The sequence below is a fragment of the Dokdonella fugitiva genome, assembly GCF_014138265.1.
In the GTDB taxonomy this organism is placed as follows: domain Bacteria; phylum Pseudomonadota; class Gammaproteobacteria; order Xanthomonadales; family Rhodanobacteraceae; genus Dokdonella_A; species Dokdonella_A fugitiva_A.
In genome coordinates, this window is record NZ_JACGXL010000003.1 from 16,056 (window position 1) to 29,386 (window position 13,331).

Sequence of the window (13,331 nt, forward strand, 5' to 3'; positions counted from 1 at the left end):
CGCGCCGACCGTCCTTCGACGGTCGTCGTTACTCGAACGTCCCTGCGTAACTGTTGCTCGCGAGGTTCTCGAACTTCGTGTAGTGACCGAGGAAGGCGAGCTTCACGTGCCCGGTCGGGCCGTTACGCTGCTTGCCGATGATGATTTCGGCGACGCCCTTCTCGCCCGATTCCGGGTTGTAGTACTCGTCGCGGTAGATGAACATGATCACGTCCGCGTCCTGCTCGATCGCGCCCGATTCGCGCAGATCCGCCATCACCGGGCGCTTGTCGGTACGCTGTTCGAGCGAACGGTTGAGCTGCGACAACGCGATCACCGGCACGTTCAGTTCCTTCGCGAGCGCCTTCAGGCTGCGCGAGATTTCTGAAATTTCGGTGGCGCGATTCTCCTTCGTACCGGGCACCTGCATGAGCTGCAGGTAGTCGATCACGATGAGGCCGAGGTCGTGCTCGCGCTTGAGGCGGCGCGAGCGCGCGCGCAGTTCGCTCGGGCTCAGCGCGGGCGTGTCGTCGATGAAGATCTTCGCCTCGCTGAGCAGGGTGATCGCGTTGGTCACGCGCGGCCATTCCTCCTCGGCGAGGTCGCCCGTGCGCAGGTGCTGCTGGTTGATGCGGCCGAGCGAGGAGATCAGGCGGAACGCGAGCTGCGAGGCCGACATTTCCATCGAGAAGATCGCGACCGCCTTCTTCGTCTTCAGCGCGGCGTATTCGGCCATGTTGACCGAGAACGCGGTCTTGCCCATCGACGGGCGCGCGGCGACGATGATCAGGTCGGACGGCTGCAGGCCCGCGGTCATCTCGTCGAGGTCGATGAAGCCGGTCGGCAGGCCGGTGACCGAGCCGCGGTTCTCGTAGCGCTGGTGCAGGATCTGGAACGCTTCCTTGACCGCGGTGCGCATCGGCACGAAACCCTTGCGCCCGCGCGCGCCGGCCTCGGCGATGTGGAATACCTTCTGCTCGGCGACCTCGAGCAGCTCCTGGCTGCTGCGCCCTTCCGGCTGGAACGCGTCGCCGGCGATCTCGGTGCCGGCGTCGATGAGCTGCCGCAGCACCGACTTCTCGCGCACGATGTCCGCGTAGGCGGTGATGTTCGCGGCGCTCGGCGTGGAATTCGCTAGCTCGATCACGTAGCTCGCGCCACCGACCATCTCGCTCAGGTTCTGCGCATGGAACCAGTCGCCGAGCGTGACCGCGTCGTACGGCATGCTCTTCGCCGACAGCTCGCCGATCGCCCGGTAGATCAGGCGATGGTCCTTGCGGTAGAAGTCGTCCTCGACGAGGCGGTCGGCGACGCGGTCCCACGAGTCGGGCGCGAGCATGAGGCCGCCGAGCACGGCCTGCTCGGCCTCGACCGAATGCGGCGGCACGCGCAGCGCTTCGATGCTGGAGACGTTCTTGCGTTCGGTCAGGGCCATGGTGACGGCGCGTTCGTTCGGCGGTGAATCATCCGCGGCGCCGTCTCAGCTGTCGAGACAACAACTCTGTGGATAACCTGTGTGTGATGTTCTCTTTGCAGAGCACGGACGCGCAAAGACCGAAACACGAAGGAAGACATGATCAGGCAGCGGCTGCCGCCCGCTCGAACGCACCATCGTGATGCGATGCAATCCGAGCCTTCTCCATGATCGCTCCACTTCGTGTTCCTTGGCGTCCTTCGTGTTTCAATCTTCGCTCCTCGCTCCAAAAAAAAAAACGGGCACCCGAAGGCGCCCGTTTCGTCGAAGCGATGAACAGCCCGATCAGTCTTCGCCGGTGATCACGACCTTGACCGTCGTGTCGACGTCGGCGTGCAGGTGCACGTGCACGTCGAATTCGCCGATGTGGCGCAGCGGGCCTTCGCCCATCACGACTTCGCTCTTGTCGAGCGCGATGCCGGCCTCGGTGAACGCCTCGGCGATGTCGCGCGGGCCGACCGAGCCGAACAGCTTGCCTTCCGGGCTCGCGTTCGCCTTGATCGTGACCGACGCGCCGTCGAGCTGCGCCTTGCGCGCTTCGGCGCCGGACAGCAGCTGGTTCGCCTTCGCCTCGTACTCGGCGCGGCGCTTCTCGAACTCGGCGATGTTCTCGGCCGTGGCGGCCGTCGCCTTGCCCTGCGGGACGAGGTAGTTGCGGCCGTAGCCCGGCTTGACCTTGACCTTGTCGCCGAGGGCGCCGAGGTTCTTCACTTTCTGGAGGAGGATGAGTTCCATGGGATTACCTATTCGTTAGCGTCGGAGATTCCGGCGCAGCTTTCGCTGTCCGAATTTGAGCGAGGCCGGCGGCTTCGCCGCCTCGCCCGTCGAGCCGCTGCGCGGCTTGGAGAGATCGTTCGCCGCGCGAACCGAAGCGGCCGACCTCTCGGCTTTCGTCAATGCGCGTCGCTGTACGGCAGCAGGGCGAGGAAGCGCGCGTGCTCGATCGCGGTGCCGAGCATGCGCTGGTAGCGCGCCTTGGTACCGGTGATGCGGCTCGGCACGATCTTGCCGGTCTCGCTGATGTACTGGCGCAGCATGTTGAGATCCTTGTAGTCGATCTCGGTCACGCCCTCGGCGGTGAAACGGCAGAACTTCTTGCGGCGGAAGAACTTGGACATGGGAATATTCCTTCGGACCTGGGCGGTGGCTTATTCGGCGGCTTCGGCGGGAGCCGAGGCTTCCTCGCGCGGCGCGCGCTCGCGGCGCGGACGCGGCTCGTCGTCGTCGCTGCCGAAGCCGAAGCCTTCGTCGTCGCGGCGGCGGCCGCCCTTGTCGTCCTTGTTCTTCATGATCGGCGACATCTCGGTCACCGCGTTCTCGCGCGTGACGATGAGGTGGCGCAGGACCGCGTCGTTGAAGCGGAAGCCCGACTGCAGCTCGGCCAGCACGGCGGCGCTGCACTCGACGTTCATGAGCACGTAGTGCGCCTTGGCGAGATGCTGGATCGGATACGCGAGCTGGCGGCGGCCCCAGTCCTCGAGGCGGTGGATCTTGCCGGTGTCGCCCTCGATCAGCGCCTTGTAGCGCTCGATCATCGCCGGGACCTGCTCGCTCTGGTCCGGATGGACCAGGAACACGATTTCATAGTGACGCATGGTGGCTCCTTGTGGGTACCGCCGGGACGGATTTCCGGGCGGCAGCCTCCCGCAACGCGGTGAGGCAAGGCCTTCGCCATGCAGGCGAAGGGGCGCGGATACTAATGGAATCAGGGGATTGGCGCAACCGCCGCGGGGGAGCCCGCGGGCGCGGGCGCGGCGCCCCTGGCGCCGTCCCGCGGGGCCGGCCAAGGCTGCAGCCGCGCGATCGCGTTGACCGGCAGGATCATCGCGCGCTGCGCGCTGCGGTCGTAGACGAACACGTAGTTCGCGACCGCGCCAAGGTAGGTCCAGCTGGCTCCCGCGCCGGCCGCCAGCGGGTGCTCCTCGCCGTTCATCCAGACCTCGACGCGCGGCCCCTCGCCGCGACGGATCGCGTCGGACCGATAGCCCGCGTAGAGGCCGACGAAGGCCCAGCCGTAGACGACGACCACCATGAGGTAGCCGAGCTGGGTGTACCACATCTCGGCGACGCGCCATTCGAGGAAGCGCAGCCGCAGGCGCTGCCATGCGCTGAGCCTGGCCACCGAACGCAGGAATTGGAGGTTGCGCATGTCCTTGCGCCGGCTGCGCGCGTTGAACAGGTCCATGAGCCAGCACGCCGGGAACGTCGACAGCACGAGCACGAGGGCCATCGGCTGCTGCAGCCCGGCGACGAGAAAGTCGCTGATCTGCGACAGCGTCAGCACCGGGATGCCGAACGCACGGTAGAACCAGTAGTTGTAGAAGATGCCCGCCATCGCGACGAGCAGGTAGGCGAGCGTGATCGCGACGGCCGGCTCGCGCCGCAGCGTGTCGAACACGTGCGGCAGCACGTTCCGCAGCGGTGAAACGACGGTCGGCAGCTCGGACGGAAGGCGCGGCCGCGATTCCGCCGCGCCGCTCAAGCGGGCGTCTCGACCGTGAAGCTCTCGCCGCAGCCGCATTCGCCGGTCGCGTTCGGATTGCGGAACACGAACGTCGCGTTGAGGCCCTGGCGCTGGAAGTCGATCTCGGTGCCGTCGACGAACGGCAACGCCTTGCGGTCGACGATCACCCGCACGCCGTCCTGCTCGAACACGGTGTCGTCGCCGGCGACCGCGGTGGCGAGGTCGACCGTGTAGCCGAAGCCGGAGCAGCCGGTGCGCTTGATGCCGAAGCGCACGCCGCACGCCTGCGGGTCCTTCGCGAGGAAGTCCTGCATGCGTTCGCGCGCGGCGGTGGTGAGCTGGATCGTCATGGGTCTCGTATCGCACATGCGGCCCTGGCGCGGCCGCGTCGTCCGTCGCGATCCGCAGGGATCGCATCCACCGCGGATCATAGCGCGGCGCACTGCCCTGCGACCGATTCCGCTATCATCGCCGATCGTTCTCGGCCCCGCCGAGCTGGGTATTCCGATCGGGAGTTTCAAGGTATGTCCGACGTCGACGGCGACGTGAGAGTGGTGGACGTTAAGCATGCGCTGTCGGGCGCGATCGCGCCGGGAACCAAGGTGCGCATCAACGGCTGGGTACGCACGCGCCGCGACTCGAAGGCCGGGCTGTCGTTCGTCAGCCTCAGCGACGGCTCCTGCTTCGATCCGATCCAGGTCGTCGCGCCGAACACGCTCGCCAACTACGAAGGCGAGGTGCTGCACCTCACCGCGGGTTGCGCGATCACCGCCGAGGGCGAGCTCGTCGCTTCGCAGGGCAAGGGCCAGTCGTTCGAAGTGCAGGCGAGCTCGCTGGCCGTGCTCGGCTGGATCGACGACCCGGAAACCTATCCGATCCAGCCCAAGCCGCATTCGCCGGAATTCCTGCGCGAAGTCGCCCACCTGCGTCCGCGCACGAACCTGTTCGGCGCGGTCAGCCGCGTGCGCCACACGATCGCGCAGGCGATCCACCGCTATTTCGACGAGCATGGCTACTTCTGGGTCAACACGCCGATCATCACGACTTCGGACACCGAAGGCGCGGGCGAGATGTTCCGCGTCTCGACGCTCGACCTCATGAACCTGCCGAAGACCGACAAAGGCGCGGTCGATTTCCGCAAGGACTTCTTCGGCAAGGAAGCGTTCCTCACCGTGTCCGGCCAGCTGAACGTCGAGGCGTACTGCCTCGCGCTGAGCAAGGTGTACACGTTCGGCCCGACGTTCCGCGCGGAGAACTCGCACACGACGCGCCACCTCGCCGAATTCTGGATGGTCGAGCCCGAGATCGCGTTCGCCGACCTCGCCGAGGACGCGCGCGTCGCCGAGGAGTTCCTCAAGTTCATCTTCCGCATGGTGCTCGCCGAACGTCCCGACGACATGGCGTTCTTCGCCGAGCGCGTCGAGAAGACGGCGATCTCGCGCCTCGAGGCGATCATCGCCGCGCCGTTCGCGCAGATCGACTACACCGACGCGGTCGAGATCCTGAAGAAGTCCGGCCGCAAGTTCGACTATGCGGTCGAATGGGGCGCGGACCTGCAGACCGAGCACGAGCGCTTCCTCACCGAGGAATACGTCGGCGGGCCGGTGGTCGTGAAGAACTACCCGGAGAAGATCAAGGCGTTCTACATGCGCCTCAACGACGACGGCCGCACCGTCGCGGCGATGGACCTGCTCGCGCCCGGCATCGGCGAGATCATCGGCGGCTCGCAGCGCGAGGAACGCCTCGACATCCTCGACAAGCGCATCGCCCAGTTCGGCCTCGATCCGAAGATGTATTCGTGGTACCGCGACTTCCGCCGCTACGGCACCGTGCCGCACGCGGGCTTCGGCCTCGGCTTCGAACGGCTCGTCGTCTACGTCTGCGGCCTCGCCAACATCCGCGACGCGATCCCGTACCCGCGCGCGCCGGGTTCGGCGGAGTTCTAGCGCCGATGACCGCATTCACCCAACCGGACGCACGCGGCGGAAAGCCCGGGGGACCCGTCTAGTGCCCGCCTCCGCCTGGCATCAGTTCTTATTCATCTTGGGCCTCGGCGCCGCCGTCGCAGGGCTCACGACCTACTTGATCACCTGGATGCTCGTCGCCGTGCACCTGCGCGACCGCCACCCGACCGAACACGCGCGCCTCGGCGGCTTCCTGTTCGCGCCGCACGCGTTCGGCTGGTACCTCGCCTGCCGCTACCGCGCGCTGCGCGACCACGGCCTCAATGCGCTCGGCACACCGGGCAGCCTCGGCGCCTGGGCGATCGTGCTTGGCGCTGCGGCCGCGGTCATCGCCAAGCTGCTGTCGCTGACCGGAGCCTCGCCATGAGTTCCGACGCTTCGCAGTGGTGGCTCGCCGCGCTCGGCGACACACTGATCTGGGCCCGCCTCGACGTGCTCGACTCGGGCATCGCCGAAGTGTTCGACAACGACGGGCGCGTGCTGCGCTACGACGACGAAACCGCCGCGCGCATGGCCCTGCTCGACGCCGAGTTCCGCGCGTTCGACGGCATCGACGCCGACGATGCCGCGGCGATGGGCTTCGACCTCGACGAGATCGAACCGCCGCGCGGCGACAGCGACGAGGAACTGCTCACCCGGATGATCCAGAAACTCCCGCCGCGGCATTGATCCTTTCGCGAGGCAAGCCGAGGACGAAAGCGGAAGATTGAAACACGAAGGACACGAAGGACACGAAGAAGAGCCATCGACGAACGGCCTGCAAGGATTCGCGCGCAGCTACGCCTTCGGGCGCTCCATGGTCTGATCTGATTTTTCTTCGTGTCCTTCGTGTCCTTCGTGTTTCAGGCTTCTGCTCCCCACGTAGAAACCGGAGCACGACGACATGAACCTCGACCTCACCGGCAAGCACGCGCTCGTCTGCGGCGGCTCGCAGGGCATCGGCAAGGCCGCCGCGATCGAACTCGCGCTGCTCGGCGCCGACGTGACCCTGCTCGCGCGCACGCAGGAATCACTCGATGCGGCCGTCGCCGCGCTGCCGAAGACGCACGCGGCGCAGGCGCACGCGACGATCGCGGCCGACATGCGCGACCACGCGACGCTGCGCGCGAACGTCGAAGCCGCGGCCGGCGCGCGCGCGGTGCACGTCTTCGTCAACAACACCGGCGGGCCGCCGGGCGGCACCGCGCATGCGGCCGGCATCGACGACTACCTTGCCGCGTTCAACCAGCACCTCGTCGCCGCGCAGACCCTGCTGCAGGCGCTGCTGCCCGGCATGAAGGCGGCCGCCTACGGGCGCGTCGTCAACGTGATCTCGACCTCGGTCAAGGAACCGATCAGGAACCTCGGCGTGTCGAACACGATCCGCGGCGCGACCGCGAGCTGGGCGAAGACGCTCGCCGGCGAACTCGGTGCGCACGGCATCACGGTCAACAACGTGCTGCCCGGCTACACGCAGACTCAGCGCCTCGAACAGATCCTCGCCGAGCGCACGCGCGCGACCGGCAAGAGCGCCGCGGAGATCGAGCACGCGATGCTCGCGAGCGTGCCCGCGGGCCGCTTCGCCAAGCCGGCCGAGATCGCCGCGGTGATCGCGTTCCTCGCTTCGCCCGCGGCCGCCTACGTCAACGGCGTCAACGTCCCCGTCGACGGCGGCCGCACGCTGTCGCTGTGATGGTGTTTCGTTTCACGCCTTCCACCCGCGGCAAGCGCGGGTGGAAGGCGTGAGGCGCGCTCAGAAGTCGTAGTCGAGGCGCACGTAGTACGAACCGCCGTTGATGCCGAACGGGCAGGTCTCCCAGCAGTAGGTGAAGCCGAGTTGCGGGAACGGAAAGCCGTTCGTGCGATCCCACTTGTCGGGGTAGGTGTCGAAGATGTTGCTGCCACCGACCGACAGACGCGCGTTCTGGTTGAAGTTGTAGGCGACGTTGAGGTCGAACAGCCACTTGCCGCCCCACTCCTGGATGATGCCCGGCGTGAAACCCTGCCCTTCCACCGATCCGAAGTAGTTCGCGCGGCCGGTCACGTCCCACGCGCCGCGCTTGTAGTCGGCGCTGAGCACGTAGTGCTCGCGCGGCTGGCCTTTCTCGACGAGCGTGACCTGGGTGTCGTCGAACAGCACGTTCGGTGGCAGGATCGACGACTGCGACTTGCGCCGCGTCACCTTCGTGTGGCTGAAGTTGGCGTCGGCCGACAGGGTCAGCTCGTCGCCGTTGTCGAACGGGATGTCGTGTTCGACGACGAGGTCGAGGCCGGTCGTGCGCGTGTCGATCGCGTTGGTGAAGAACAGCACCTGGCCGACGTGCAGCGGATCGAGGATGCGGCGGATCGGGCAGTTCGACAGGTCGGCGTTGCAGGTCGCCGCATCCTCGGGCGCGATGTTGCTCGAGAAGATGATGCGGTTGTCGATGTTGATGCGGTAGACGTCGGCGGTGAAGCGCGTGTGGTCGGCCGGCTGGGCGACGATGCCGAGGCTGCCGTTGACCGACGTTTCCTCGCGCAGCGGCTGGATGCCGAACGCGTGCGTGACCGCGCTGTCCTGGCGCGCGGTCAGCGTGTCGGTGAGCACGCCCGCGGCGTTGAGGTTGGTCGATACCTGGCTGTACAGCGCCTGCTGCACACCCGGTGCGCGGAAGCCGTTGGCGATCGTGCCGCGCACGGCGAACTGCGGCGTGAAGTCGAAGCGACCGGTGAGCTTGCCGGTCAGCGTGCTGCCGAAGTCGGAGTAGTGCTCCCAGCGCGCGGCGGCGCTCGCGAGGAAGCGATCGGTGAGCTGGTTCTCGGCGTCGATGTACAGCGCGACGTTGTCGCGTCCGTCGTCGACCGCGGTCTCCGGCGTGAAGCCGGGGAAGCCCTGAGCGCCCGGCGCGGCGATGCCGCCGGTCTGGTCGAGGATCTGGATCGCGCGGTTGTTGGTGCGGCCGTAGGCCCACGACGCGGGTTCGCCGGGCGTGATCTCGTAGTTCTCGTCGCGATATTCGAAACCGGTGCCGATGTAGACCGGCCCGGTGCCGATGCCCCAGTCCGCGGAACCCTTGAAGTCGACGTCGAAGGTGGTCTGGTCGTAGGCAAGCCCGCCGGTGAACATCGTCGTCGGTGACTGCGCGTAGATGCCGCCGGCCGGGTTCGGTTCGTACCACCAGCTCACGTTGACCGAGTTGCCTTCGTGGAAGTCGAACTTGTTGCGTCCCCAGTTGAGCGAGACGTCGTAGGTCCAGGCGTCGTTGACCGGGCCGCGGAAGCCGGCGGCGAGCGAGCCGTCGGTGGTCTTGGTGAGCAGGTTCGGCAGGAACCCGTTCGGGTACAGGTCGGGAACCGTGCGGCCGTCGCCGGCGGTGCGGAAGAAGCCGGAGGAGTCACCCTTGCGTCGCGACGCGCCGCCGAACCAGTACAGCTCGCCCGGGCCGAGCGGCAGGCCGCCGTTGAGCCAGAAGTAGAGGTCCTTGGCGATCGGGTCACCGATGCGCTGCGTCACGCGCGGCGGATCGACGCGCAGTTCGTCCTTGCCGGCGCGATTGGTTTCGTCGCGGTGGCGGTATTCGAGCGACAGGTTGTTGTAGCCGCCGTCGCCGAACTTGAAGCCGGTGTTGACGCTGCCGCTGTAGGTCTCGCCGTCGCCCTCGTAGGTCTGGCCCCACTGCCACGAGGTCTGCGTCTCGTCGGTCTGCTTCTTGAGGATGATGTTGACCACGCCGCCGATCGCGTCGGAGCCGTACTGCGCGGCGGCACCGTCGCGCAGCACCTCGATGTGGTCGATCATCGACTCGGGGATCGCGTTGATGTCGGTGCCGGCGGAACCGCGGCCGACCGTCTGCTGCACGTTGACGAGCGCCTGCTGATGGCGGCGCTTGCCGTTGATGAGCACGAGTACCTGGTCCGGCCCGAGCCCGCGCAGCGTGACCGGGCGGATGATGTCGGTGCCGTCGCTGATGAAGGTCGTCGAGAAGTTCACCGACGGCTCGAGCGTCTGCAGCAGCTTGCCGACCTCGAGCGAGCCGCTCGAACGCAGCGCCTCGCGGCCGATCTGATCGATCGGCGTCGGCGAGTCCTGCACCGTGTGCCCTTTCGCGCGCGATCCGGTCACGGTGATCGTGCCGAGCTGCTGCGCGCTGCGTGCCTCGTCCTGCGACGGGTCCTGCGCGGCGGCATCGGCGGTGGTGGTTTCGTCGGCGTGGGCGGTCAGTGCGACGAGCAGGGCGATCGCGAGTGCATTGCGCGTGAGCGCGGCTGCGCGCCGCGCAGGGTGTGCGTAGTTCAAGGCAGTCTCTCCCCATGCGAAGCCGGCTGGGCCGGCGTTGGTCCGAGAAGCTCTCGGAACAGCGGCAGCCTGCCGCTCTCCCGGCGGCGGCTGCTAAGGAATTATTAACATATCTTTACAAGTCGACGCGGACCCGCACCGCCAAAACCGTGATCGACCTCACGCTTCGGCCGCATCCGAGGCCGGCAGCGCCGGTCCCGGTAGAATCCGCGCCGTGATCCTCAATATCGCCGCCTACCTGTTCACCCCGATCGACGACCCCGACGCACTCGCGGCGCAGCTGCGCGAACGCGCCGAAGCCGGCGCCCTGCGCGGCACCGTGCTGGTCGCGCCGGAGGGCATCAACCTGTTCCTCGCCGGCACCCCGGGTGCAGTCGACGCGTTCGTCGAGGCGTTGCGCACCGACCCACGCTTCGCCGCGATCGAGGTCAAGCGCAGTCGCAGCGCGGCACCGCCGTTCGCGCGCCTCAAGGTCAAGCGCAAGCACGAGATCATCGCGTTCCGCCGCGAGGCCGGGCCCGCGCGCGGACGCGCGCCGTCGCTCGCACCGGAACGCCTCGCGCGCTGGCTCGAGGCCGGCCGCGACGACGACGGCCGGCGCGTGGTCCTGCTCGACACGCGCAACCGCGAGGAAGTCGCGCACGGCACGTTCGCCGGTGCGCTCACCTTGCCGATCGACAACTTCGTCGACCTGCCCGCGGCGATGGAAGCGCAGCGTGCGTCGCTCGCCGACGCGACCGTCGTGAGCTTCTGCACCGGCGGCATCCGCTGCGAGAAGGCCGCGCTGTGGATGCAGGCGAACGGCTTCGAACGCGTCTGGCAGCTCGATGGCGGCATCCTCGGCTATTTCGAGCGGGTCGGCGGCCACGGCTACGACGGCGCCTGCTTAGTGTTCGACGAGCGCGTCGCGCTCGATCCCACGCTGCGCCCCGTCCACGACGATGCGCGCTCGGGCGACTGAAGGGACCACGCCGCATACGCGTGCGCATGCGCTGACCGGCGATTCATTTCGCGACGCGAACCGCTAAGCTCTCGCCGATGGACGATCTCGCCAACCTCATCGACGGCCGCCTGCAGCCTGCCGCGAGCGGCCGCTGGCTCGACGTGTTCGAGCCTGCCACCGGTGCCGTGTTCGCGCGCTGCCCTGATTCGGACGCCAGCGACGTCGACGCCGCGGTCGCCGCGGCGACGCGCGCGGCGCCGGGCTGGGCGGCGACCCCCGCGGAACAGCGCGCGCGCCTGCTCGAACGCCTCGCCGCGCTGGTCGAACGCGAGCTCGATGAGCTGGCGCGGCTCGAATCGCGGGACAGCGGCAAGCCGGTCAAGCTCGCGCGCAGCCTCGACGTCCCGCGCGCGGTCGCCAACCTGCGCTTCTTCGCCGCGGCGATCACTCAATGGGCGAGCGAAGCCCATGCGACCGACACGCTCGCGCTGAACTACACGCTGCGCCAGCCGCTCGGCGCCGTCGCGTGCATCTCGCCGTGGAACCTGCCGCTGTACCTGTTCACCTGGAAGATCGCGCCGGCGCTCGCCGCGGGCAACACGGTCGTCGCCAAGCCGTCCGAGGTGACGCCGTGCACGGCCGCGCGGCTCGGCGAACTCGCGATCGAAGCGGGCTTCCCGTCCGGCGTGCTCAACATCGTGCTCGGCGACGGCCCGCGCGTCGGCCAGCCGCTGGTCGAGCACGCGGGCATCAAGGCGGTGTCGTTCACCGGCAGCACGCGCACCGGTGCGGCGATCGCGGCGGCGACCGCGACGCGCTTCCGCAAGGTGTCGCTCGAGATGGGCGGCAAGAACCCGGCGATCGTGTTCGCCGACGCCGACCTCTCCGACGCGAACCTCGACACGATCGTGCGCTCGGGCTTCGCCAACCAGGGCGAGATCTGCCTGTGCGGCTCGCGCCTGCTCGTGCAGCGTTCGATCTGGGACGCGTTCGTGCCGCGCTACCTCGAGCGCGTGCGCGCGCTGCGCGTCGGCGATCCGCAGGACGACGCCAGCGACCTCGGTGCGGTCGTCTCGCAGGCGCACTTCGCCAAGGTGACCAGCTGCATCGAGCGCGCGCGCGCCGAAGGCGGCCGCGTGCTGCTCGGCGGCCACGCGCTGCACGTCGACGGTCGCTGCGCCGACGGCTGGTTCGTCGCGCCGACCGTGATCGAAGGGCTCGGCAACGACGCCGCGACCAACCAGGAAGAGATCTTCGGCCCGGTCGTCACCTTGCTACCCTTCGGGGACGAGGATGAAGCGCTCGCGCTCGCCAACGGTACCGGCTACGGCCTCGCCGCATCGCTGTGGACGCGCGACCTCGGCCGCGCGCACCGCGTCGGCGCGAAGCTCGAGTTCGGCATCGTCTGGATCAACTGCTGGCTGCTGCGCGACCTGCGCACGCCGTTCGGCGGCGTGAAGAATTCGGGCGTCGGCCGCGAAGGCGGCTTCGACGCGCTGCGCTTCTTCACCGAACCTAAGAACATCTGCATCCGCCTGGGCTGACCATGCACGACCTCAAGGATCTACTCGAACGCAACCGCGCCTGGTCCGATTCGCTCGTCGCGAACGACCCGCAGTTCTTCCGCCGCCTGTCCGAGCAGCAGGCGCCGAAGTACCTGTGGATCGGCTGCTCCGACTCGCGCGTGCCGGCGAACCAGATCATCGACATGGCGCCGGGCGAGGTGTTCGTGCACCGCAACGTCGCCAACGTCGTCGTACACACCGACCTCAACTGCCTCAGCGCGATCCAGTTCGCTGTCGACGTGCTCAAGGTCGAGCACATCATCGTGGTCGGCCACTATGGTTGCGGCGGCGTGCTCGCGGTGCTCGAGGAGCGCCGCCTCGGCCTCGTCGACAACTGGTTGCGACACGTCGACGACGTGAAGCACAAGCACGCCGAAGCGTTGGCGCGCTTGAACGACCCGCAGCAGCGCCATGCGAGACTGTGCGAGCTGAACGTGCTCGAACAGGTCATCAACGTGTGCCAGACGACCGTCGTGCGCGACGCCTGGGACCGCGGCCAGGACCTCACCGTGCACGGCTGGATCTACAGCCTTCGCAACGGCCGCGTACGCGACCTCGCGATGCACGTCGCGAGCAACAACGATCTCGCCCGCGCCGCCGCGGCGGCCCTCGCCCTCGTCAACGAGCAGGTTTAGGGCTGGCGCAAGGGCGACCCGGGTGGTATCACGATTCCACGAACCGAACGGA

14 protein-coding genes are annotated in these 13,331 nt (G+C 67.9%); 7 read left to right on the top strand and 7 right to left on the bottom strand.

Annotation, left to right across the window (positions count from 1 at the left end; all coding sequences use genetic code 11):
* Window positions 1–28: 28 nt before the first annotated feature.
* From FHW12_RS10460 to FHW12_RS10485, 6 genes are all read right to left on the bottom strand, one after another.
* Window positions 29–1,414 carry a replicative DNA helicase gene (locus FHW12_RS10460; protein WP_182530983.1) on the bottom strand — a complete coding sequence of 462 codons (1,386 nt, stop codon included), beginning with the start codon at window positions 1,412–1,414 and terminating at the stop codon, window positions 29–31.
* Window positions 1,415–1,738: 324 nt separating this feature from the next.
* The gene (gene rplI, locus FHW12_RS10465; RefSeq protein WP_182530984.1) at window positions 1,739–2,188 is read right to left on the bottom strand and encodes a 50S ribosomal protein L9; all 450 of its coding nucleotides are present in this window, start codon (window positions 2,186–2,188) and stop codon (window positions 1,739–1,741) included.
* 158 nt (window positions 2,189–2,346) lie between these two features.
* On the bottom strand, window positions 2,347–2,571 hold the full coding sequence (rpsR, locus tag FHW12_RS10470) for a 30S ribosomal protein S18 (RefSeq protein WP_131994381.1): 225 nt from the start codon (window positions 2,569–2,571) through the stop codon (window positions 2,347–2,349).
* A gap of 30 nt (window positions 2,572–2,601) precedes the next feature.
* Window positions 2,602–3,048, bottom strand: coding sequence for a 30S ribosomal protein S6 (gene rpsF, locus FHW12_RS10475; protein ID WP_182530985.1), 447 nt, complete (start codon window positions 3,046–3,048; stop codon window positions 2,602–2,604).
* Between the two features lie 110 nt (window positions 3,049–3,158).
* Window positions 3,159–3,863, bottom strand: coding sequence for a hypothetical protein (locus tag FHW12_RS10480; protein WP_182530986.1), 705 nt, complete (start codon window positions 3,861–3,863; stop codon window positions 3,159–3,161).
* Window positions 3,864–3,931: 68 nt separating this feature from the next.
* Window positions 3,932–4,267 carry a HesB/IscA family protein gene (locus FHW12_RS10485; protein WP_182530987.1) on the bottom strand — a complete coding sequence of 112 codons (336 nt, stop codon included), beginning with the start codon at window positions 4,265–4,267 and terminating at the stop codon, window positions 3,932–3,934.
* A gap of 195 nt (window positions 4,268–4,462) precedes the next feature.
* On the opposite strand from FHW12_RS10485, the gene asnS reads away from it, so the two are divergent.
* The 4 genes from asnS (at window position 4,463) to FHW12_RS10505 (ending at window position 7,553) form a co-directional block, all read left to right on the top strand.
* Complete coding sequence (gene asnS, locus FHW12_RS10490) at window positions 4,463–5,863, top strand: asparagine--tRNA ligase (RefSeq protein ID WP_182531366.1); 1,401 nt, start codon at window positions 4,463–4,465, stop codon at window positions 5,861–5,863.
* Between the two features lie 136 nt (window positions 5,864–5,999).
* Window positions 6,000–6,248 (top strand): hypothetical protein, encoded by a 249-nt coding sequence (locus tag FHW12_RS10495; RefSeq protein ID WP_182530988.1) that lies wholly within the window; start codon window positions 6,000–6,002, stop codon window positions 6,246–6,248.
* Window positions 6,245–6,550, top strand: coding sequence for a hypothetical protein (locus FHW12_RS10500; protein ID WP_182530989.1), 306 nt, complete (start codon window positions 6,245–6,247; stop codon window positions 6,548–6,550). Before FHW12_RS10495 ends, FHW12_RS10500 begins: the two co-directional genes overlap by 4 nt.
* A gap of 214 nt (window positions 6,551–6,764) precedes the next feature.
* A complete protein-coding gene (locus tag FHW12_RS10505; RefSeq protein WP_182530990.1) occupies window positions 6,765–7,553 on the top strand; it encodes an SDR family oxidoreductase in 789 nt (262 codons plus the stop codon).
* 60 nt (window positions 7,554–7,613) lie between these two features.
* On the opposite strand, the gene FHW12_RS10510 is transcribed toward FHW12_RS10505, so the two are convergent.
* Window positions 7,614–10,136, bottom strand: coding sequence for a TonB-dependent receptor plug domain-containing protein (locus tag FHW12_RS10510; protein ID WP_220484417.1), 2,523 nt, complete (start codon window positions 10,134–10,136; stop codon window positions 7,614–7,616).
* Window positions 10,137–10,350: 214 nt separating this feature from the next.
* Between FHW12_RS10510 and FHW12_RS10515 the strand changes: the two genes are divergently transcribed.
* The 3 genes from FHW12_RS10515 (at window position 10,351) to can (ending at window position 13,279) form a co-directional block, all read left to right on the top strand.
* Window positions 10,351–11,097, top strand: a complete 747-nt coding sequence (locus tag FHW12_RS10515) for a sulfurtransferase (protein WP_182530991.1) — start codon at window positions 10,351–10,353, stop codon at window positions 11,095–11,097.
* 77 nt (window positions 11,098–11,174) lie between these two features.
* Window positions 11,175–12,623, top strand: a complete 1,449-nt coding sequence (locus tag FHW12_RS10520; protein ID WP_182530992.1) for an aldehyde dehydrogenase — start codon at window positions 11,175–11,177, stop codon at window positions 12,621–12,623.
* Window positions 12,624–12,625: 2 nt separating this feature from the next.
* A complete protein-coding gene (gene can, locus FHW12_RS10525; RefSeq protein ID WP_182530993.1) occupies window positions 12,626–13,279 on the top strand; it encodes a carbonate dehydratase in 654 nt (217 codons plus the stop codon).
* The last annotated feature ends 52 nt before the right edge of the window (window positions 13,280–13,331 follow it).

Bases quoted from the DNA above. Each gene is read 5' to 3' on its own strand.
- rpsR (WP_131994381.1), bottom strand. From the start codon at position 2,571: ATGTCCAAGTTCTTCCGCCGCAAGAAGTTCTGCCGTTTCACCGCCGAG.
- FHW12_RS10460 (WP_182530983.1), bottom strand. From the start codon at position 1,414: ATGGCCCTGACCGAACGCAAGAACGTCTCCAGCATCGAAGCGCTGCGC.
- rplI (WP_182530984.1), bottom strand. From the start codon at position 2,188: ATGGAACTCATCCTCCTCCAGAAAGTGAAGAACCTCGGCGCCCTCGGC.
- rpsF (WP_182530985.1), bottom strand. From the start codon at position 3,048: ATGCGTCACTATGAAATCGTGTTCCTGGTCCATCCGGACCAGAGCGAG.
- FHW12_RS10485 (WP_182530987.1), bottom strand. From the start codon at position 4,267: ATGACGATCCAGCTCACCACCGCCGCGCGCGAACGCATGCAGGACTTC.
- FHW12_RS10500 (WP_182530989.1), top strand. From the start codon at position 6,245: ATGAGTTCCGACGCTTCGCAGTGGTGGCTCGCCGCGCTCGGCGACACA.
- FHW12_RS10505 (WP_182530990.1), top strand. From the start codon at position 6,765: ATGAACCTCGACCTCACCGGCAAGCACGCGCTCGTCTGCGGCGGCTCG.
- can (WP_182530993.1), top strand. From the start codon at position 12,626: ATGCACGACCTCAAGGATCTACTCGAACGCAACCGCGCCTGGTCCGAT.
- FHW12_RS10520 (WP_182530992.1), top strand. From the start codon at position 11,175: ATGGACGATCTCGCCAACCTCATCGACGGCCGCCTGCAGCCTGCCGCG.